The sequence below is a fragment of the Mucilaginibacter sp. KACC 22063 genome (genome assembly GCF_028736115.1).
Lineage (GTDB): Bacteria > Bacteroidota > Bacteroidia > Sphingobacteriales > Sphingobacteriaceae > Mucilaginibacter.
This window is the reverse complement of the sequence record NZ_CP117877.1, coordinates 937476-958981: the sequence shown is the minus strand read 5'-3', so window position 1 is coordinate 958981 and position 21506 is coordinate 937476. Positions and strand designations below refer to the sequence as shown.

The window sequence follows — 21506 nt, the reverse complement described above, 5'->3', positions numbered from 1 at the left end:
TTGTAAGCAACCCTTATGTCATTAGCCGATTTTCTGACGCCCGTTGATCTGAGTAAGATTACACCTCAACAGGAGTTTAATAGCAGCCAGTTTGGGCGTAAGCTTACTGTTTATACGCATGATTTTCCCGATCTGGAATCAGAGGAATTTGATATTGCGATTATCGGTGTAATGGAAGACCGCCATTCCGTTAACAATATAGGCTGTGGCGACGCCCCTAACTTTATCCGTGAAAAGCTATATCAGCTACACGAAGGAGATTTTAATCTGCGTATTGCCGATTTGGGAAATATCCGTCGCGGAGCTGCCATTACCGACACTTACGTTGCCTTAAAAACCGTGGTTAATGAATTGGTACGTATGGATGTGTTGCCTATTATTTTAGGCGGCGGACAGGACTTGACCTACGCACAATTTATGGCCTATGAAGATTTGGAGCAAAAGGTTGACTTAGTAGTTATAGATCAGGCTTTTGACCTTGATGATGATTTTGAGCGTAGCCAGATTGAAACAACCTCTACATCTTTTTTAAGCAAAATCCTTTTACACGAACCTAATTACTTGTTTAACTTCAGTAACCTTGGCTACCAAACTTACTTCACCAGCCAGGAAAGCCTGCGGGTAATGGATAAGCTGCTATTTGATGTACACCGCCTGGGTGAACTTAGCGGGCAGATACAGGTTTCAGAACCTGTTATCCGTAATGCCAGCATGCTTAGCTTTGATGTAGGCGCTATCCGTTCTGCTGATGCAATGGGTAATGCTAACGCTACGCCTAATGGTTTTTACGGAGAAGAAGCCTGCCAGATGTGCCGCTATGCAGGATATAATGATAAGCTAACTTCTATCGGCTTTTATGAATACAACCCTGCATACGATGTAAATGGCCAAACTGCGATGCTGTTGGCACAGATGATCTGGTATTTTATCGAGGGATTTTACAACCGCAAAAGCGACTTTCCGCTTAACCCTAAATCTCAATACCTTATTTATAAAACCACGCTGCGGCATGAAGACCATGAAGTGGTGTTTGTAAAAAGCAAAAAGTCCGATCGCTGGTGGATGCAGGTACCCTACCCAACCGGTGGCTCGTTGAATGAGCGTTACCATTTGGTACCATGCGGATATTCAGACTATCAGACAGCGGTATCTGGCGAAATGCCCGACCTGTGGTGGCGCACTTATCAAAAATTAAGCTAACAATACCTTTTTATCCCCTTTTCCGTTTAAGGAATTTTATATAACAGATTATGAAGCGATTGATTATTGGTGCATTAAGCATTTTACCAATTTTAGCCTTTGGGCAAACTCCAGAAAATTTTAACCTCAAAGCTAATGTAGCTAACGTAAACGCACCAGCCAAAGCCTATCTTGTTTACAAGCTCGGCGCCAATAATGTGATAGATTCGGCGATCATTAATCAAGGCGCATTCCAGTTTAGTGGCGAGGTACTTTATCCTACCAATGCCATTTTAGTCATAGATCATAAAGCAGTAGGTTTCTCAAGGCTCGACCGTTCGGCTGATGCATTAAGTTTCTATCTTGAAAAAGGCGATATTAACGTTAATGGCAAAGATTCGATAGCTACAGCACAGATCACCGGCTCACAGATCAATGATGATAACAAAAAGCTGATGTCGCAAATGTCGGCCGCAAATGCCAAGGCTAAAAAGATCTATGACGAAGCACAAGCTGCTACCCCTGCCCAAAAACAATCGCCTGATTTTCAAAATAATCTCCAAACCCGCTTTAAGTCAATACAGATTGAACGGGAGAACGATTTAAAGTCATTTATACAAAGCAACCCAAAAAGCTTTTTAAGCCTGTTGGCGCTAAGTTCGCTGGGCGGCCCATCTGCTGATCCTGCCATGCTGGACAAACTGTATTCTTCCCTTGACCCTACTGTAAAAGAAACAGAACCGGGTAAAGTATTAGGTAAAACTATTGAAGGTTTAAAGGTAACTGCTATCGGTTCAACAGCCCCTGATTTTGAATTGCCAGACGTTAACGGTAAGCCGGTAAAGCTTTCGTCCTTTAAAGGTAAATATGTACTGCTTGATTTCTGGGCATCGTGGTGCCCTCCGTGCAGACAGGAAAACCCGAACGTTGTTAAAGCTTTTAATCGGTATAAAACGAAAAACTTTACCATCGTAGGTGTTTCTTTAGATAAGCCGGGAGATAAAGCAAACTGGCAGGCTGCAATTAAAAATGATGGCCTTACCTGGACACAGGTTTCAGACCTTAAATTCTGGGATAGTGCCGCTGCACAACTTTATCAGATCACCTCTATCCCGCAAAATTACCTGATAGACCCGCAAGGAAAAATCATAGCCAAAAACTTGCGTGGCAGTGATCTGGAAAGCAAGCTTGCCGAACTATTCGGAAAGATTTAATAATTCAAATTTATAACAAGGAAAGCCGGTACTACAAATACCGGCTTTCTTGTTTCATTACTTTTCATCAACCGGGCCTTGTTGCTTATCCATCATGGAAGCAACAGCACTGTCGGGCATCATATTACTCATGCCAATCTGTACTTTATTTTTAAAGCCGGATATTACTTTATCATCATTATTCATCAAAGCTTCGTAGCCATCTTTGGCTACATCAGCCGGATCACTCAAGCCGCCGGCCTGTACTATTTTAGAATCCTGCATCTCGGCTTTGTTAAAGAAATCAGTATCGGTAGCACCAGGCAATAAAGCGGTAACAGTAATGTTGGTGTCTTTCAGTTCGGTGCGGATGGCTTCTGTGAATGATAGCACAAATGCTTTGGTACCATGATATACAGATTGCCAAGGGCCGGGCACCTTACTTGCTATGGAGGCCAGCTGCAATATTTTACCCTCGTTACGTGCAACCATATCTTTTAAAAAGCATTTGGTTAGCACCACTAATGAAGAGATGTTTAACTGAATAATATCCAGCTCGCGGTTAATGTCGGTATCTTTAAATTCACCGAATTGTCCCTGACCGGCATCATTTACTAAAACATCTACCTGTACACCGCGCTGATTAACTTCTTCGTAAAGTTCAAAAGCAGCTTCCCGCTTAAACAGGTCTTTAGCAATAGGCATCACTTCTACACCATACTGGCTGCTCAGTTCATTTGCTTTTTGCTCAAGCTCGGCCTGGTTACGTGATACAATAATCAGGTTATAATGATCTTTGGCAAATAGCTTTGCCAGCTCATAGCCTATACCACTGGTAGCACCGGTGATAAGCGCGTATTTATTCTGCATGTTTGACATAGGTCTTAATTTTAGTATTTTAACTAAAAATTAAACCACATAACCAAACGCAGGTTTTAATAAATTAAAATTTAATATTGAGCACGCCTTAGTATTTCGTCACGGATCACTGCACACTTCTCATATTCTTCGGTAATAATATACTTTTCAATGAGTGAATGCAATTCATCCGTGGTTTTACACACGTATTCTAAAAGTATAGTGTTCAGTTTAGAGATGGTTTGAAAATAACCGTCAGGGCTCATAAATCCCCATGAAGGTGCGTTACTTGTTTGCTCTGAGTTCATATCAATAAAATTAGTTTGTAAGGGCAATTCAAGTTAAGCAATTTTCAATAAAACAAAAAAATATTTGAAACATTTTCAATAAATATTACAAATTCATATAATCTTCACGATTAGGGCTAAAAATATCTATCAATTTACAATCTGTGATTGCCCTACCGCTATGCCAGGCATTTGATGGGATTAAAGCATACGAGCCCTTGTCTAATACATTAGCCGCACCTTCTATAGTAAGTTCGAATTGTCCTTGCAATACAAATGACATCTGCTCGTGTATATGTTGATGGTTTTGTACAGTGCAGCCCGCCTTTACCTCGATAAAATTAACGGTGTTGGTATCTGTGTGTATCAGCTTCGACATAAAGCCGGGTGCTATTTCTTTAACTGCGATATCATTAAAGCTGTAGATATATTTCTCGTCCATTTCATGTTCTCCTTTACCAAATATAATATCGCTTAGAGTGCAAACAGTGTGTACCCAAATTTTTACAAACCTGGCCAGCATTCATCAGTTATAATTTTCATTGAAACAAGAACTAAACATGAAGACGACCAGAAACATTTTTGCGATTGTCATGATAGCAATTGCAGCCATTTTTGCCGATAGTAATTCAGTAAAGGCATCAACAACAGATCACTACCAAGTGATCGTGAGAACACGTGTTGGCCCTGGCCACCGCGTATATCATCGCCGCTATTATCACAGGCCTTACCACAGGGCTTATTACCGCAGGACCTACTATCACAGGCCATACCATCGCCCTTATCGCCGTGTGGTGGTACACCGCCGTGTTGTGAGAAGATATTAAATAGAAAGAGCCTCCGAAATTGGAGGCTCTTTCTATTTAGGCCTGTATTTAGATTGGTTCAGTATCTTCTGCGCATCATCATCGGCCATTAACTGCGGCAACGTCACATCCGGATTTTCATCCATGTATTGCTTCACTATCTGCCACCCCGTCCATACACCCAATCTCGGAGCCGAGTTATTGTTCTCGCCTAAGCCTGGCGTAAAGGGCGCATCATTAAAGTATTGTTGTATTTTCTGATAATCGCTTTGATACAATAAGTTTTCTTCCAGAAAGTAACCCCATATCTGCGATTTAAATTCCTGGCACCATTTCAATTGCTCGCCTGTATACCTTATTTTCACACTATCTGTAACATCGGGCAGCAATTGATCCATCAGGTACATGATCTTGCCATTGTAGATCATTTTTTGCAGAAAGGTTTTATCGTTATCCTTTTCAAGATACATATCTTCTCTTATCAAAGCCTCGACCACCCGTGGTGCAATATTTTGCGGTGTAAAATGCCTTGAAATATAATGCGGAAAATTTTCGATCAAAGCCGGGTAAAATCTTGAATCCGCTCCCAGAAACAAATCGAGCCCTATACCCACATATCCGTTGCCTATAGTAGTCTGCGCCTGGAAGCCTGAGAAGTAAGCATATACTTTTGGCAGCTGCTTTTTAGGGAAGTAATACTTTATCCGGCGGAAAGCATCGGTCAGTTCTTCATTTTGCTTATTCAGGTTAGGATAAACTGAATCAACATCGTGCTTTAAATCAAGGTATGATTTATTGGAGAACACCTTACGCAGGGTATTAAAGTAGCCTGTGTCGCGGGTGCTTCCGGCTGGCAAAATACGTTCGATATAATCTTTGTAAAATGGCCCGTACTTTTGTTGCAGCACCGCAGCCTGAGCGCTCATGTTACCGGTGCGCATCTTGTCAAAATCGTGATCAAAGCGCTCAATATTAACATTAACCGGTATATTGCTTACATCAACTTTGCTATGCCTGTTACAGCTGCAAAACAGCGCCAGTGTTATGAAAATTAAGTAAAATTGTTTTGCTTTGCTAAGGGTAGCACTCATTGCCTATTCTTTGAACAAAATTAACGCTTTTTGAGTTGCAATAATAAGCAACTATTTTACACTACACCATGAAGATTGCACTTGCCCAGTTAAATTATCACATCGGGAATTTTGATGCCAATACCGCACGCATTATAAATACCATACATAAAGCAAAAGAAAACGGCGCCGATCTTGTTGTTTTCAGCGAGTTGTGTATATGCGGCTATCCGTCACGGGATTTTTTAGAATTTAAAGAGTTTATAGGCCTGTGCGAACAATCTGCACAAAAAGTAGCCGAGGCTTGCAGCGATATTGCCTGTATCATTGGCATCCCTACTTATAATAATAAGCCAGAAGGAAAGGATCTAAATAACTCGGCCTATTTTATTGCCGATGGCAAAGTACAATCTGTTGTAAACAAAGCATTGCTGCCTAACTACGATGTATTTGATGAATACCGCTACTTTGAACCTGAAACTGAATTTCACTGCATCGATTACAAAGGCCACCGCATAGCACTTACTATTTGCGAAGACTTGTGGAATACCATTGAAAATCCGCTATACGTTACCCGCCCAATGGACAAGCTGATTGAGCAAAACCCTGACGTAATGATCAATATTGCGGCATCGCCTTTTGCCTACAATCACGACGAAGAGCGTATTGCTATTTTAAGCGATAATGCCAGCCGTTACAAGCTTCCTCTGTTTTATGTAAACCATGTAGGTGCCCATACCGAGCTTATTTTCGATGGCGGGTCGCTGGTATTTGATAATACCGGAAAACTGGTTGATGAGCTGCCCTACTTTGAAGAAAAAATAGCTTACTACACCTTAAACAGTGATGCGAGTGTAGAGCCGGAGCAGGAAGTTACCTTACGCACCGACCGCCAAAGCGATATTGAACAGATCTATCTTGGCCTTAAATTGGGTATCAAAGATTATTTCACTAAATCAGGTTTTAGCCGTGCCATACTTGGCTTATCGGGCGGTATAGATTCGGCTGTGGTTTGTGCACTTGCTGCAGAGGCATTAGGACCCGAAAATGTAATGGCGGTGATGCTACCTTCTAAATTCTCAACCGACCACTCTTTAAAAGATGCGCAGGACCTGATCGATAATTTAGGTTGCAAATCTGAAAAGATTGCGATAAAAAGCATTACTGAAGCTTTTGAAGCTGCATTAGAACCACAGTTTAAAGGCTTACCATTTAACATTGCCGAAGAAAACATACAGGCTCGCAGCCGGGCTGTGTTACTAATGGCCATGAGCAATAAATTTGGCTATATCTTATTGAACACCTCAAACAAGAGCGAGGCGGCCGTTGGTTATGGTACTTTATACGGTGATATGTGCGGCGGCATTTCAGTTTTAGGAGATGTTTACAAATCGCAGGTTTTTCAATTGGCAAGATACATTAACCGCGAGCGTGAGATCATCCCGGAAAATACGATTGTTAAACCACCATCAGCAGAATTGAGGCCTGATCAGAAAGACAGCGACTCGTTACCAGATTATGATGTGCTGGATAAAATACTGGCTGAGTATATAGAACACCGCTGTTCATCTGCTGAAATTGTTAAGATGGGTTATGATGAGGAATTAGTGAGAAGGGTATTAAGGTTGGTGAATATTTCGGAGCATAAACGCTACCAGACACCGCCTATTCTGAGGGTTTCGCCGAAAGCTTTTGGCATGGGACGCAGAATGCCTTTGGTAGGAAAATATCTTTCTTAAAAACTCACAAAAAATTCATCCAGTGGTTAAACCTTTGTAAACGTAACTGTCTAATAGATACATTAATAAAACTTATGAAAAGGGTAATATATTTATCGCTGATAGCATTGGGTGTAATGCTAAGTTCAGCCTGTTCAACTTACAATTATTACAAAGCCGGCGCAAGTACCCTTAACGTTTCGAGGTATAAGTCTTTCGCCTGGATGGCAGATCCAAAAGAAGGCGAGATTCGACCGCTTAGAAACGGAAAAATTTATGCAGGCAATGTTTATTACAACAACCCTCAAGCTGTTGAAGCCATAAAATCTGCAACTATTTTATCGCTTCAAAGCAAAGGCCTGAGACAACAGAATGATGATCCGGATTTACTGGTACATTTTAGTTCTACAGTGGGCCGCGGTACCCGTTTAGATTATTATTCTACTTACCCATATTGGGGTTGGGGTGGCGGTTGGTATCGCCCTTACTGGGGATGGGGCTTCGGTTATGGCTGGGGTGGTTACGGTGGTTGGGGCGCAACCTATGCTGTGCCTGAGAACTACAAACAAGGCACCATCGTTATTGACCTGATTGACAGCAAAACCCGTAAAATTGTATGGCGTGGTTTCGGTGTAGGCGAACTGCATCACAACCCACAAAAAACAATTAATGAGTTACCAAAAGTTATTGACGGTATCTTTAAACAGCTTCCGGCTGCTATGTAATAATCATAAGTTTCACAGTAAAAGCCCGCTTCCTTATCAGAAGCGGGCTTTTGTATTTTAATAAACTGCCTTATCCAAAGTCAGGTCCTTCCTGGTCACCTTGCCCGGGTAAACTTCTACAGGATTTAATATACCATTACGGTCCGACTGATTAGCGAACAAGCTTTCGCCATCTTTAATAAACACCGAGTATTTACCCGGCTTCAGCATTAATTTGTAATGACCTGTACTATCGCTTGTAGCAGTGCCAACCAAGCTGGTATTTACCTTACTGAATGCCGGGCTTGTGCCTGTAACTTGTTGCAGCGTTGCCGGTGCGTAAACCAATACCTGGCAACTTATGGTTTTACCTTTGCTGGCGGTACTACCCGGACCGGGCATCTGGTTACCTGATTTAAGATAAACATATCCATCTACTCCCTGTCCGCCGCCAAGCGGTTGCTTCACTGTGTTACAAGCCATAAGGCTTAAACATACTATGCCGAAAAAAACTTTCATTTACAGTTATTTATCTATTCAATTTTTAAGCTAATACTCTAACTTTAACAAAGTTATTTACAATTTCTTTTAACCATCAATTATTCAAGTTATAGAAAACTTTTTTACTCATCCTTTACCATGACTAAACGCTACCTTATTCTGTTTTTGTATATACTTATATTTTCCTCTACAACAGTTTATGCACAGCAAACATTAGTAAGCGATAGTAAAAAGGCAGAGCTTAGCGCATTGGCCAGCCAATATGACCAGGCATATCAGGCACAAAAAGCAAAGATCACACAATCGGCAAAGGCATTTAACTGGCAGCTTTTGCGCAAACAAAAAAACGGCGGCATTATATCCCTCCACAGAATCAATAGCCTTGGGTTCCCTGTATTTATAAAAACAGATAATAATACCACGGCAGCGGCAACCACCCGCACAAATCTTGTACAGCCTGGCGGTAGTTTAAACCTCAATCTTAACGGCTCAAGTACATTTTTAAACGGCAAACTGGCCATGTGGGATGGCGGTTCTGTTTTAGCCAATCACCAGGAATTTTCCGGAAAAACAATTTTAATTAAAGATGCTTCGGCAAGCGTATCTGAGCATAGTACCCACGTAGCGGGCACCATGATTGCCAAAGGTGTATATGCACCCGCAAAGGGCATGTCATTCGGGGCAACTACCCTATCATCTTATGATTTTGATAACGATGTAACCGAAATGACGGCTGCCGCCCCTAACCTGCTGCTATCAAATCACTCGTATGGTGAATTAGCAGGCTGGAACTACGACGACAGTAATTCGCGCTGGGAATGGTACGGGTTGCCTGGAGACAGTGTTGATTACAATTTCGGTTTTTATGATACACAGGCACAAGCATGGGACAAGATTGCCTACAACGCGCCTTATTATCTTATTGTAGAATCTTCGGGCAATAGCCGCAGTTATAACGGGCCTGCTATTGGCGGCGATTATTGGGGTTATCGAAGCAAAACCGATCAGACATTAGTTGATAAAGGCGCTCGCCCTGCAGGCATCAGTAACAATGATGGCTATGATATTATTCCTGATTTTGCCAATGCAAAAAATATATTAACGGTAGGTGCCGTAAACCCGTTACCACAAGGGCCTACCAACCGCAATGATGTGTCCATCGCTTTTTTTAGTAGCTGGGGGCCAACGGATGATGGCCGTGTAAAACCTGATATATGCGGCATGGGGGTTAATGTGCTTTCAACAGGCAGTTCTACCTCTACATCCTATGTTACGTTATCAGGCACATCTATGGCAGCGCCTAACGTTACAGGCTCTTTACAGCTTTTGCAGGAATATTATGCACAGAAGAATAACGGTGCTTTCATGAAGTCGGCCACGCTGAAAGGCTTAGCCTGCCATACCGCGTTTGACGCCGGTAACGTTGGCCCCGACTACATTTACGGCTGGGGCTTGCTTGATATGCAAAAGGCGGCACAGGCTATTACTGACAATGGTACCAAGAGCTTAATCAAAGAAAACACCTTAGCACAGAGTGCAACGCAAACGTTCAACGTCATATCATCAGGTAACGGACCGCTTATTGCATCCATTAGTTGGACAGACCCACAAGGCACCGTAAGTGCTGATGGTACCATAAACGACCGTACACCTAAACTGGTCAACGATCTTGATATCCGTGTTTCAGATGGCAGCAACAACTACCTGCCCTGGACATTAAATCCGGCACAGCCAGCACTTGCTGCAATAAAAGGTGACAACATCAGGGATAATATTGAACAGATTTATATTGATGGCGCTATCCCCGGAAAATCATATACGATAACCGTTAGCCATAAAGGCACTTTACAATCCGGCAGCCAGGCTTATTCACTTATTGTTACGGGTGTTGGCGGTGCTGCTTATTGTGCATCGGCACCAACGTCAAGCGCCGATTCAAAAATCAACAACTTTACACTTTCAAACATTAACAATACTTCACCCGCAGGCTGTACCACCTATAACGATTACACCAACCAAACTATCTTATTAGAGCAAGCGCGCGTTTATCCGCTAAGTTTAACACTTGGTACCTGCGGCACCAATTTTAATAAGATTGCCAAGGTTTATGCAGACTGGAATGGCGACGGCGACTTTGATGATGCCAACGAGCTTATTTCCACAACGGGCGTAATTAATGGTACAGGCACTTACTCTACCAATATTGCAGTTCCGCAGGATGTGATTGTAGGTAATTATTCACGGCTGCGGGTTGTGTTAACCGAGACTACCGACGCAAATGCTGTTTTACCTTGTGGCACTTATGACAAAGGCGAAACGCAGGATTATCGCATACAGTTTACTCAACCCTCGGTAGATGCAGGCTTAACTGCCATTAACGGCAGTACCGCTGCCGGAGCATGCTCTGGCCCGACAAACATTACAGTAACCATAAAAAACTATGGCAGTACTGCTATAAGCAATGTCCCGGTTACTGTTAATATTACGTCACCTGCCAATATTGTCACCGCTTTAAACGATACCTACACAGGTACCATAGCCGCAGGTGAACAGGCCGATTTTACGCTTTCGCAAACTTTTAATGCATCGGCAGGTGCCACCTATTCCATATCAGGAAGCACCAATGTGGCTAATGATCCTATATCTGTAAACAACCAGGCAACAGCTACACTTGTAGTAGCGCCGCAACCAGTACCTGATAATTTATCAGCTTATTATTGCCTTAATACTAAAGCTTACCAGCTTTCAGGGACAGCTTCGGGTACTTTGCTATGGTATCAGAATGCCAACGATAATATTCCGGTTGCAGCGGGAAGCACAACCACTACAACCGCAGCTCCAGTTAACAATACTTACTACGCCGGAGTGAATGATTTTTCGGCAACAGTCGGCCCGCCAAGCAAAAGCACCTTTACAGGCGGCGGTTATAACCAGTTTACGCCAGGTGTTAAAATCTACACAGCAATTCCGATAGTTATTAATAGCGCAAGGCTGTACATCGGTAATTCGGGCAGCATTACATTTACCGCTACAGACTCTACAGGGCAGATAGTGGCTACTACAACCATTAATGCTGTAGCAACCCGAACCACACCTGCGGCAGGCGAATCGGCAGATGACCCGGCAGATCAGGGTAAGGTTTATGATCTTAACCTTGTTTTACCTAATGCAGGCACTTATGTTATATCTGTAGCATTTAACGATAATGCCACCATTTACCGCAGCAATGCCGGTGTAACCGGCTATCCTTTCAGTGCAGGTAATATCTTTAGTATTACAGGAAATAATGCCACTCCAAACTCTACCAACTATTACTACTATTTCTACAATATGCAGGTAAGTAGTTATGGCTGCGCGTCGGTCTCACGAAAGGCTGTTACCCTTGTAAAACCAGTAATCACACAAAATGGAACTGTTTTGAGCTCAAACTATACATCGGGCAATCAATGGTATTTTAACGGAACACCTATTAGCGGTGCCACAGGGCAAACCTTTTCCCCTGTTGAAAGCGGTAATTACCAGGTTGCTGTAAGTGTAAGTACTGGCTGTACAAGTATTTCAGATAGCGTTCGCTTTGCGCTTGTAGCATTACATCCCGACAATTCTGATATTGGTTTAGCACTTTTCCCGAACCCGGCATCAAGCACATTAAACGTTGTGTTTGTAGCTAAAGCCAATGCAGATGCAACATTTTCGTTCATCAACAGCATTGGGCAGGTAATGCGCACTGAGAAGCGCACCGTAACTACAGGCAACTACAGCACGGCACTTAATGTATCAACCCTGAAACCGGGCACCTATATTTTAAGGCTAACCCTTGGCAGTAAGGTTTACGCCAGTAAGATTGTTATTATACCATAATCAGAAAGTGTATTTAAGTCCGAGTGCGGGAGCAACGTCAAACACTGTTCCCGTGGCCAGTTCAAGACGCGGGTCAAGATCAACACTGATGCTGATAGGCGTTTGAGGCAATATATATTCAACGCCAACAACACCATCGAAACCAAATTTCAATCTGCGGTTATCGTAATAAGTACGGCCATCGTTATAATAACCTTTATCAATACCACCAATATGCACACCGCCGCCATAAAACAATTTCAATTTGTCTACATTAAAAATAGGCACGTGCATTTCATATAACCCGGTAACAACTGCACCTTTATTCCTGAAACCTAATATGGCTTCAACCGCCTGCTTTTCGTCGAAGAAGTATTTTACAGAAGGACCGATCTCATAAGGGCCAAATTTCACACCTACCCCTGTACGATAATCCTGCGCCTTAGCATTTAAACCCGTTATTGCCAGTATGCCTATTGTTAATAGTGTGTAAATTCCTTTTTTCATAATAGTTGTAGTTTGCTATAGTTAACGGCCAATACTTGTTTTTATGACACCTACATCAATTTCCAAGTCTATTTGGCTGATTTTAAGACGAAAAAAATTAAAAAGAGTTTACCAAAAAAGAACTTGAGAAAGTAATTGTACAAAAATGCGGATTGCCATAAACAACAAAGCCGACTGATTTTTCAGTCGGCTTTACAAAGTATAATTTAAAACAGATTATCCGTTTGATAATGCAGCTGCACCACTTACAATCTCGGTAAGCTCGGTTGTAATTGCAGCCTGGCGTGCCTGGTTGTATGAAAGTTTCAGGCTCTTTAACAGATCACCGGCATTTTCAGTTGCCTTGTCCATAGCTGTCATACGTGCACCATGTTCAGAAGCATTTGAATCAAGTACCGCACGGTAAAGCTGGATCTTGATGTTCTTAGGAATTAATTGAGAAACAATTTCTTCCTGAGATGGCTCAAGGATATAATCAACCTGCGGAGCTTTTGAACTTTCGCCAGCTTCTGATTTTGGAACAGGTAATAACTGCTCGGTAGTTAAGATTTGTACCGCTGCATTTCTGAAGTGGTTATAAACCAGTTCTACACGATCATATTTACCGTTAACAAAGCCTTCCATAATGTCTTCAGTAATTTTTGAGACATTGATGAAATTCAGATCGCTGTAAACCTCGTTATTGTTACCAATTACATTGTATTTACGGCGTTCGTAAAACTCCTGTGCTTTTTTACCGATAGCAACAATTGATACATTGCCTGCCCTGTATTGCGTAGCATACTTTTCGGCAATAAGTGCGTTAGCAGTTTTAATGGCATTGGCATTAAATGCACCTGCCAAACCACGGTTAGAGGTAACAACCACTACCAGCACACGTACCGGCTCGCGCTCTTGCAGGTAAGGTGATGAACCATCCTCAAGGCTTGCCGAAAGGTTAGCCAGCATTTCCTTTAGCTTGGTAGCATAAGGGCGTAGTTGGACAATAGCATTGGTTGCACGTTTCAACTTAGCCGCCGAAACCATTTTCATGGCCTTGGTAATCTGCTGAGTTGAGTTTACAGATGCAATACGATTTCTTACTTCCTTTAAATTAGCCATCTATCTTTTTGGTATCAAGTATTTGGTACCAAGTATCAAGTAATGATGACGCCTGGTCTTGCTACTCGATACTTGCTACCTGATACTAAATATTAATATTTACCTGCCAGCTCTTTAGCTACAGTTTCAAGCACACCTGTGATCTGGTCGTCAAACTTACCTGCTTTAAGGGCAGCTAAAGTTTCAGGGTGACGCATTTCCAGTTGGCTGGTGTATTCACTTTCGAATTCTTTGATTTTGTTTACAGGCACCTGGCGCATTAAGTTTTTAGTACCAGCGTAGATAATTGCAATTTGCTTTTCTACAGATACCGGCGCATACTGGCCTTGTTTCAATACCTCTACGTTACGTGCACCTTTGTCGATTACGTTTTTAGTAGCAGCATCAAGGTCTGAACCGAATTTAGAGAAAGCCTCTAACTCGCGGTATTGTGCCTGGTCAAGTTTTAAGGTACCTGCAACCTTTTTCATTGATTTGATCTGCGCGTTACCACCTACACGTGATACAGAGATACCTACGTTGATAGCCGGACGGATACCTGCGTTGAAAAGGTTCGACTCTAAGAATATCTGGCCATCAGTAATTGAAATTACGTTGGTTGGGATATAAGCAGATACGTCACCAGCTTGTGTCTCAATGATTGGAAGTGCAGTTAATGAACCACCACCTTTTACAATGCCTTTCAATGATTCTGGCAAGTCATTCATCTGGCGTGCAATCTCATCGTTAGCGTTGATCTTAGCAGCACGCTCTAATAAACGGCTGTGAAGATAGAACACGTCACCAGGATAAGCCTCACGGCCCGGTGGGCGACGAAGTAATAAAGATACTTCACGGTAAGCAACAGCCTGTTTTGACAGATCATCATAAACGATCAATGCCGGGCGGCCGGTATCACGGAAGTACTCGCCAACTGCTGCACCTGCAAACGGAGCGAAGAACTGCATTGGAGCAGGGTCAGAAGCGTTAGCTGCAACAACAATTGAATAAGGCATAGCGCCTTTTTCTTCAAGCGTACGAACGATGTTAGCTACAGTAGAAGCTTTTTGTCCGCAAGCAACATATATACAGATAACTGGTTTACCAGCTTCGTAAAATTCTTTTTGGTTGATGATAGTATCGATACAAACCGCAGTTTTGCCAACCTGGCGGTCACCAATTACAAGCTCACGCTGGCCACGGCCAATCGGGATCATTGCATCGATAGCTTTGATACCTGTTTGCAGCGGCTCGTTTACCGGCTGACGGTAAATTACACCTGGCGCTTTACGCTCAAGCGGCATTTCGTAAGTTTCACCAGCGATAGGGCCTTTACCATCAATTGGCTGGCCTAATGTATTAACAACGCGGCCAAGCATGCCTTCACCTACACGGATAGAAGCAATTTTTTTGGTACGTTTAATTGTATCACCTTCTTTAACACCCTCTGTAGCACCCAACAATACGATACCCACGTTATCTTCTTCAAGGTTAAGAACGATACCTTGCAGGCCGTTCTCAAACTCAACCAGCTCGCCTGATTGTACTTGTGTTAAACCATAAACGCGTGCAATACCGTCGCCAATCTGCAATACGGTACCCACTTCTTCTAATTCAGTTTCCGACTTAAAGCCCGACAATTGCTGACGCAAAATTGCTGATACTTCGTCTGGTCTTACTTCTGCCATTTTTTTATCTGTTTAGCGTTTGCTTATACTTTTAATTATTGAATTACCCTTTGGCTGAAATCTTTTTTCAACCTTAAAAGGCTACCGTTAACGCTGGCATCAATCTGCCTGTCACCGATGTTTAAAATAAATCCGCCAATAAGGGCAGGATCTACTTTCTCGCTCAAAATAACATCACCACCTGCAACGCGTTTAACTTCGGCAATAATCTCATTACGATTAGCTTCAGAAAGCGGGGCAGCAGATATCACTGATGCACGAACGATGTGTTTTATAGTATCATACTGGTTGATAAACTCCTGTGCAGTAGCATATAAAATCTCTGCACGGCTTTTATTCACCATTATTTTAAAGAACGAAAGGGTTGCCTTAGTTACCTTATCACCGAAGATACCTTCAAGTATCTTAACCTTTTTATCATGTTGGATAATCGGGTTACGCAATACGGCCTGAAGCTCTGTGTTAGCTTTTAAAGTTTGTACAAAAAAGCCCATATCTGCACGTACTTCCTCAAGCGAGTTTTGCTCCTGAGCTAAGTCGATCAGCGATTTGGCGTACCTTATTGCAACTGTTATTTCAGACATTTTCTTTTTATAGTTTTCAGTTATCAGTTATCAGCTGCCGGTTTACAGATGTACTGAAACTCGCAACTGGCAACAAAAACTAATTTACTTTAACATCTCTAAGCAAGTCTGCAACAAGTGCATCCTGTTCTGTTTTATTTTGAAACTGCTTACGTAATACTTTTTCAGCAATTTCGATAGAAAGTTCGGCAACCTGGCTTTTTACAGCAGCAAGCGCAACCGCTTTCTGGCTGTTAATTTCAAGGCGGGCTTTCTCAATCATACGCGCACCTTCTTCCTGTGCTGCGTCTTTAGCCTCGTTAACGATCTGATCTTTCATTTGGCGTGCCTCACGCAAAATCAAATCGCGCTCTGCACGTGCTTCTTTTAAAAGCTGCTCGTTCTCGTTGGTTAAGCGTGCCATTTCTTCTTTAGCAGCTTCTGCTTTTAACAAAGCATCTTCAATAGAACGCTCTCTTTCGGTAATGGCTGCCATAATTGGTTTCCAGGCAAACTTACCTAACAAGATCAGTAATAACACAAAAGCAACTGTAGACCAAACTACAAAGCCCAAATGATCATTTAATAAACCGTCGAATAATTCTTCCATTATCTTATAAAAATCTTTATTAACTTTTAATAAAGTAAAGCCGGCAGCCAATCGCTGCCTGGCTTTACTTTCTCGGCAAAAATTATTTGCCTAACAATGCTACTACCACACCGAAAAGAGCAACACCTTCTACAAGGGCTGCAGCGATGATCATAGCAGTTTGGATTTTTGAAGAAGCTTCAGGTTGACGAGCAATACCTTCCATGGCTTTGCCACCTACCTGACCGATACCGATACCTGCACCGATAACCGCTAAACCTGCACCTAACGCAGCAATACTTCCAGTCATGTTTGTTGAATTTAAAAGTTAAATATAGTGTATATAATTATTTTTCAATTGATTAATGATGATGCTCTTCAACCGCTGTACCGATAAATAATGCGGTAAGCATGGTGAAAATAAATGCCTGTAAGAAAGCAACCAGCAACTCTAGCACATCCATAAATAATACGAAGGCGATAGAAACCGGTGCAATAAACAGCGATTTAAATATGAAGATCAAAGAGATCAAACTTAATACGATAATGTGGCCTGCTGAGATGTTAGCATACAAACGGATCATTAACGCAAACGGGCGTGAAATGATACCGATCAGCTCCACAGGGATCATGATAGGATATAACCAAAGTGGTACATCCGGTAAAAAGATGTGTTTCCAATAGTATTTGTTAGCGCTGAAATTAACAACCAATAATACAATAGTTGCTAATACAAAAGTTAACAGGATATTACCGGTTACGTTAGCACCTCCCGGGAAAACCGGAATTAAACCTAACATGTTATTGATCCATATAAAGAAGAATATGGTCAGCAATATCGGCATGTAACGCTGATAGCGATAACCGATATTAGGTCTTGCGATCTCATCACGAACAAAAAGAATCACCGGCTCAATTAACGACTGCAGGCCTTTAGGTGCTTTACCTGTACGTTTTTTGTAAGACGAGGCTACGCTAAAGAAGATAATGAAAAGCAGGATACCTGCAATCCACAACGCAATAACGTTTTTGGTAATTGAAAAATCGTAGATCTTTTTAGAAGTAACCTTATCCAAATTACCATTAGCATCAACGGCTTTAATTTTATCGTCAATCAGCTTGTAAGCATAGTACTTACCCTGGTAAACCTGACCACCATGTTCCAGCTTGTCAGCAGAAAACATTTCAGTGCCTTTGTCTGTGAATAAAATCACAGGCAATGCAATGTAAGCATGGCCGCCTAAATGCCAGTAGTGCGAGTCGCCGATGTGTTCTAAAATCGCAGTAGTTGGATTAAAAGCCTCCTGTTCTGCATTTTTAGCCTTACCAGGCTCATTTTCGCTTTGTATAGCAAAACTTTTACATGCGAATACAGAAAGAAAAACGCTTAAAATAACGCTTAAAGCAAGTTTTTTTGAGTTCAAAATGTGGCTAAAATCCATTTACAGGGAGATTTTTACTTTTTATTTTGGACGCGCAAGTTACTTAATAAGGTGTATATTTCAAAGACAGTATTTAATAAATACAGATAAAAAAAACTAAGCATAAAAGTAATAGGCTTTACAGGCATTTTTTCGACATAAATGAGCGCAAACACCATACATGAAAGCAGCTTAACAATTGTAGCGATCAAAAATAATTGTACACCTAATTTACTTCCGTTTTGCTGCCCTAAAACTACTATGGAACAAGTGATGTAGGTAACAATAAAAAAGAAGGCGAACATACTCCAGAAACCTGGTGCAATTAGGTGGTCAAGTCCGGTACTGGCTAATATGAAAGGGGGGACAGCAATAAGTGCTGTACAGATAATGAATATAATGGATAAACGGATCAATCCTTTAATGATTTTATAACGATGTACAAAGATATAAAAACACCGGTTAGGGATAACACGGCGGTTACCCATTGCGTATGATGTTGATAATGTTTATCAATTTCATATCCCGCAAAAGACATTACACCAATAATAATGATCATTTGAAAGGCAATGCCCGTAAACTTGGCGTAGTTGCCAAGCGATTTACTTGCACCGTTATTTTCTTTTTGTTCGTTAGGCATACACAAATGTATCAAAGCGTTGTAGTATTTATTAAATTAGCAAAGCTTTTGTAAACGTAATAATTCAACATTTGAAGCCTTTAACAGCTTATCATAAATACTATATACTCGGTTTTATCGGCATTAGTTTGCTTGTAGCCTGTTCGCTCGAAAAAAAGAGTGCCATAAACAGGGGATTGCAAAATCTTACTGCACGCTATAATATTCTTTTTAATGCCAATGAACTGTTAAGGCAGAAACAAGAGATCTATGCCGCCAGCTTTGTAGATGATTACTCGGAAATACTGCGTGTATACCAGGATACCACTGCGCACAATGGCCAGCCGGATAGAGAATTAGATGGCGTACTTGGCCGTGGCCACAACATCATTAATATAAAGGAGCAAAGCCATTACATTGGCGATGCTTATATGCTGCTGGCAAAAGCCAGTTACCTATATGGCGACTATTTCAATGCCAATGAGTATTGCAATTATGTAGTACATAGTTATCCTAATGATCCACGCTTAGTAATGGAAGCGCGTAATTGGCAGGTGCGAACCTTACTTAACTTACATCAACTGTCTGCGGCTAAAGCTGTATCCGATTCGGCGTTGTACGCACTTACGGTTGCAAAAAAGAAATACAACAATGCAGGTGTGTATGCCGCGCGCCTGCAATATGACATTGATGCCGGTGATCTGAAAGAAGGCGAAGCAATGGCAAAGGCAGCCATAAAAGAGGAAGACGATGTTCCCCAACGCCGCCGTGAGGTATTTATTTTAGCTCAGCTACAGGAGCGCATGAATAAACCTGCCGAGGCTTATGCCAATTACAGCCGAATAGTTAAAAGTAATGCGGTGTTTGAAATGGCCTTCAATGCCGAGCTAAATCGTATCCGGATAGAAGACACGCAGAACAACCGCAGGCTTAGCCACCTCGACCGCCTGCGTAACCTATTGCGTAACGAGAATAACAAAGACTTTATTGACCAGATCTACTTCCAGATAGGCGAACAGGATATGGCCGAAGGCAAAACCGAAGAAGCCATAAAAAACTATCGGATGGCAATAAACCACAGCACTAAAAACCAAAATCAGAAAGGGCTTGCTTACCTGCGACTGGCAGATATCAACTTTAAAATTAAAACTGATTATGTAACAGCCAAAAGATATTATGACAGCACCCTGCTTAATTTGCTGCCTACCTATCCCGGTTATCATGCCATACAGTTAAAGGCTAATAATTTACAGATACTGGCAGAGCAGCTTCGCATTATTGCGCATGAAGATACCTTACAGCAACTGGCTAAGCTTGACGAAAATGCCCGTAATGCCCGCATTGATGAACTGACTAAACAGCATGTAACACAACTACAGATTGCTTCTGCCGCGGCTGCACCACCCCTGCCCAATAATTATAGCGGTCAAACGGTTGTAACGCCTCCGGCAACAACTTCCACCGATGCCAGTACATTCTATTTTTATAATACCAATGCCTTAAGCCAGGGCTTTACAGATTTTAAGCGCCGCTGGGGTAACCGTAAACTGGAAGATAACTGGCGCCGAAGCACCCGCTCAAACAGCGACATTACCATTAACACGCAAAATCCAACGCAAAACATAGATAACAGCGTACTTACAGCGCAACAGCAAAAATCTAAAGAAGAAATTGCCGCGGATAATTTTAAGCAACAACTGGTACAAAACTTGCCGCTTACCGCGCAGGCAATGGCAAACTCTAATAACCGTGTGTATGCTGCCTACTTTAACATAGGCAATTTTTACCGCGATATTCTGGAAGACCCGAAAGAAGCTATCGGCGCTTATGAAACGTTATTGACGCGTTTCCCTAATAATGATGACAAGGCTGCTATATATTATAATTTATATAGGCTGTACAGTAACATCAACATAGAAAAGTCCGACTATTATAAAAATCTGTTATTAAAGGATTACCCTGCTACGGCATTTGCGAAGATCATTCTCGATCCGTCCTACGCGCAAAAACTAAATGACCAGGATGCTGAATTTAATGCCTCTTATAATGATCTGTACAACTTATATGCACACAAGCAGTATACAGATGTAATCAACCAGGCAGATCAGGTACTTACCCGCTATCCGAGTAATAAATTTGCTGCACAGATTGCCTACCTGAAAGCCGTAGCGCAGGGCCACCAGGAAAAGCTTGCTCCTTTCCAGGCAGAACTGATCAGGATAGCTGCGCAATATCCCGAAGACCGTTTGATCACCCCGCTGATAAATCAGCATTTGGCTTACATACAGGCTAACCAGGCCGAGCTAGCCGCCCGCCCTGTTGTACTTGTAGATAATGATTTCACCATAAACGAATTTATACCTGCACCGGTGGTACAGCAACAAGTGGCACAACAGCCTGCGCCAAATAAACAACCTGTCGCCACGCCTGCCACAAAACAGCCAGAACAGCAACAACCTGCGCCTGCAAATAGGGCACAAAAACCAACTGCTGCACCTGTTAAACAAGCGCCGCAATTATTCTCCTTACGCGATAGTTCGAGGTACTATTTTGTAATTAATGTTAGTACAGGTACAACTAATTTATCATCTTCGCGTTTTGGTATCGGGCAGTTTAACCGTGCAAACTATGATCCATCAGCAGGTGTAACCCACCAGCTGACTACCGCCGGGCCCGACAACCAACTGATCTACGTGGGCGTGTTTCCAAGCCTTGCGGCTGTTAAAAATTATGCCCGTGCCATTATCCCGCTTTTGCCGGATATAATGAAGGTGCCAAAAGATAAATACAGCTTCTTTATTATCACCCGGGAAAATCTGGATAAATTAGCCGACAAAAAAATGTTGGATAATTATATCGACTTTTATCAAAAAAACTATTGAG

Annotated in this window: 20 protein-coding genes; 7 read left to right on the top strand and 13 right to left on the bottom strand. The window is 42.0% G+C overall.

Annotation, left to right across the window (positions count from 1 at the left end; all coding sequences use genetic code 11):
- The first annotated feature begins 15 nt into the window (after positions 1-15).
- Positions 16-1200: a formimidoylglutamase gene (locus PQ461_RS04190; RefSeq protein ID WP_274208389.1), complete on the top strand. Its 1185-nt coding sequence runs from the start codon at positions 16-18 to the stop codon at positions 1198-1200.
- 50 nt (positions 1201-1250) lie between these two features.
- Positions 1251-2393 (top strand): TlpA disulfide reductase family protein, encoded by a 1143-nt coding sequence (locus PQ461_RS04185; protein WP_274208388.1) that lies wholly within the window; start codon positions 1251-1253, stop codon positions 2391-2393.
- A 57-nt stretch (positions 2394-2450) separates the two neighbouring features.
- Here the strand turns inward: PQ461_RS04185 and PQ461_RS04180 are convergent, their stop codons facing one another.
- The 3 genes from PQ461_RS04180 to PQ461_RS04170 all read right to left on the bottom strand — a co-directional run bounded on the left by PQ461_RS04180 (position 2451) and on the right by PQ461_RS04170 (position 3959).
- Complete coding sequence (locus tag PQ461_RS04180) at positions 2451-3251, bottom strand: SDR family NAD(P)-dependent oxidoreductase (RefSeq protein WP_274208387.1); 801 nt, start codon at positions 3249-3251, stop codon at positions 2451-2453.
- 71 nt (positions 3252-3322) lie between these two features.
- The gene (locus PQ461_RS04175; RefSeq protein ID WP_274208386.1) at positions 3323-3538 is read right to left on the bottom strand and encodes a hypothetical protein; all 216 of its coding nucleotides are present in this window, start codon (positions 3536-3538) and stop codon (positions 3323-3325) included.
- A gap of 85 nt (positions 3539-3623) precedes the next feature.
- A complete protein-coding gene (locus PQ461_RS04170; protein WP_274208385.1) occupies positions 3624-3959 on the bottom strand; it encodes a cupin domain-containing protein in 336 nt (111 codons plus the stop codon).
- 118 nt (positions 3960-4077) lie between these two features.
- On the opposite strand from PQ461_RS04170, the gene PQ461_RS04165 reads away from it, so the two are divergent.
- Positions 4078-4344, top strand: a complete 267-nt coding sequence (locus PQ461_RS04165) for a hypothetical protein (RefSeq protein WP_274208384.1) — start codon at positions 4078-4080, stop codon at positions 4342-4344.
- A 32-nt stretch (positions 4345-4376) separates the two neighbouring features.
- Here the strand turns inward: PQ461_RS04165 and gldB are convergent, their stop codons facing one another.
- Entirely contained in the window at positions 4377-5414 is a 1038-nt protein-coding gene (gldB, locus tag PQ461_RS04160) for a gliding motility lipoprotein GldB (RefSeq protein WP_274208383.1), read from the bottom strand.
- Positions 5415-5482: 68 nt separating this feature from the next.
- Between gldB and PQ461_RS04155 the strand changes: the two genes are divergently transcribed.
- A complete protein-coding gene (locus PQ461_RS04155) occupies positions 5483-7132 on the top strand; it encodes an NAD+ synthase (protein WP_274208382.1) in 1650 nt (549 codons plus the stop codon).
- Between the two features lie 74 nt (positions 7133-7206).
- Positions 7207-7836, top strand: coding sequence for a DUF4136 domain-containing protein (locus PQ461_RS04150; RefSeq protein WP_274208381.1), 630 nt, complete (start codon positions 7207-7209; stop codon positions 7834-7836).
- 57 nt (positions 7837-7893) lie between these two features.
- Here PQ461_RS04150 and PQ461_RS04145 read toward each other — a convergent pair whose 3' ends face one another.
- The gene (locus PQ461_RS04145) at positions 7894-8334 is read right to left on the bottom strand and encodes a hypothetical protein (protein ID WP_274208380.1); all 441 of its coding nucleotides are present in this window, start codon (positions 8332-8334) and stop codon (positions 7894-7896) included.
- Between the two features lie 120 nt (positions 8335-8454).
- On the opposite strand from PQ461_RS04145, the gene PQ461_RS04140 reads away from it, so the two are divergent.
- On the top strand, positions 8455-12177 hold the full coding sequence (locus PQ461_RS04140; protein ID WP_274208379.1) for a S8/S53 family peptidase: 3723 nt from the start codon (positions 8455-8457) through the stop codon (positions 12175-12177).
- Here PQ461_RS04140 and PQ461_RS04135 read toward each other — a convergent pair whose 3' ends face one another.
- The 8 genes from PQ461_RS04135 to PQ461_RS04100 form a co-directional block, all read right to left on the bottom strand.
- Positions 12178-12663 (bottom strand): hypothetical protein, encoded by a 486-nt coding sequence (locus PQ461_RS04135; RefSeq protein WP_274208378.1) that lies wholly within the window; start codon positions 12661-12663, stop codon positions 12178-12180.
- 216 nt (positions 12664-12879) lie between these two features.
- The gene (gene atpG, locus PQ461_RS04130; RefSeq protein ID WP_274208377.1) at positions 12880-13764 is read right to left on the bottom strand and encodes an ATP synthase F1 subunit gamma; all 885 of its coding nucleotides are present in this window, start codon (positions 13762-13764) and stop codon (positions 12880-12882) included.
- A gap of 92 nt (positions 13765-13856) precedes the next feature.
- Entirely contained in the window at positions 13857-15431 is a 1575-nt protein-coding gene (atpA, locus tag PQ461_RS04125) for a F0F1 ATP synthase subunit alpha (RefSeq protein ID WP_274208376.1), read from the bottom strand.
- A 35-nt stretch (positions 15432-15466) separates the two neighbouring features.
- The gene (atpH, locus tag PQ461_RS04120) at positions 15467-16015 is read right to left on the bottom strand and encodes an ATP synthase F1 subunit delta (RefSeq protein WP_274208375.1); all 549 of its coding nucleotides are present in this window, start codon (positions 16013-16015) and stop codon (positions 15467-15469) included.
- A gap of 79 nt (positions 16016-16094) precedes the next feature.
- On the bottom strand, positions 16095-16604 hold the full coding sequence (atpF, locus tag PQ461_RS04115) for a F0F1 ATP synthase subunit B (RefSeq protein ID WP_274208374.1): 510 nt from the start codon (positions 16602-16604) through the stop codon (positions 16095-16097).
- Positions 16605-16686: 82 nt separating this feature from the next.
- Complete coding sequence (gene atpE / locus PQ461_RS04110; protein WP_245130222.1) at positions 16687-16893, bottom strand: ATP synthase F0 subunit C; 207 nt, start codon at positions 16891-16893, stop codon at positions 16687-16689.
- 52 nt (positions 16894-16945) lie between these two features.
- Positions 16946-18025 carry a F0F1 ATP synthase subunit A gene (atpB, locus tag PQ461_RS04105; RefSeq protein WP_274208373.1) on the bottom strand — a complete coding sequence of 360 codons (1080 nt, stop codon included), beginning with the start codon at positions 18023-18025 and terminating at the stop codon, positions 16946-16948.
- Positions 18026-18416: 391 nt separating this feature from the next.
- The gene (locus PQ461_RS04100; RefSeq protein ID WP_274208372.1) at positions 18417-18644 is read right to left on the bottom strand and encodes an AtpZ/AtpI family protein; all 228 of its coding nucleotides are present in this window, start codon (positions 18642-18644) and stop codon (positions 18417-18419) included.
- A gap of 71 nt (positions 18645-18715) precedes the next feature.
- Between PQ461_RS04100 and porW the strand changes: the two genes are divergently transcribed.
- A complete protein-coding gene (gene porW / locus PQ461_RS04095; RefSeq protein ID WP_274208371.1) occupies positions 18716-21505 on the top strand; it encodes a type IX secretion system periplasmic lipoprotein PorW/SprE in 2790 nt (929 codons plus the stop codon).
- Position 21506 lies beyond the last annotated feature (1 nt).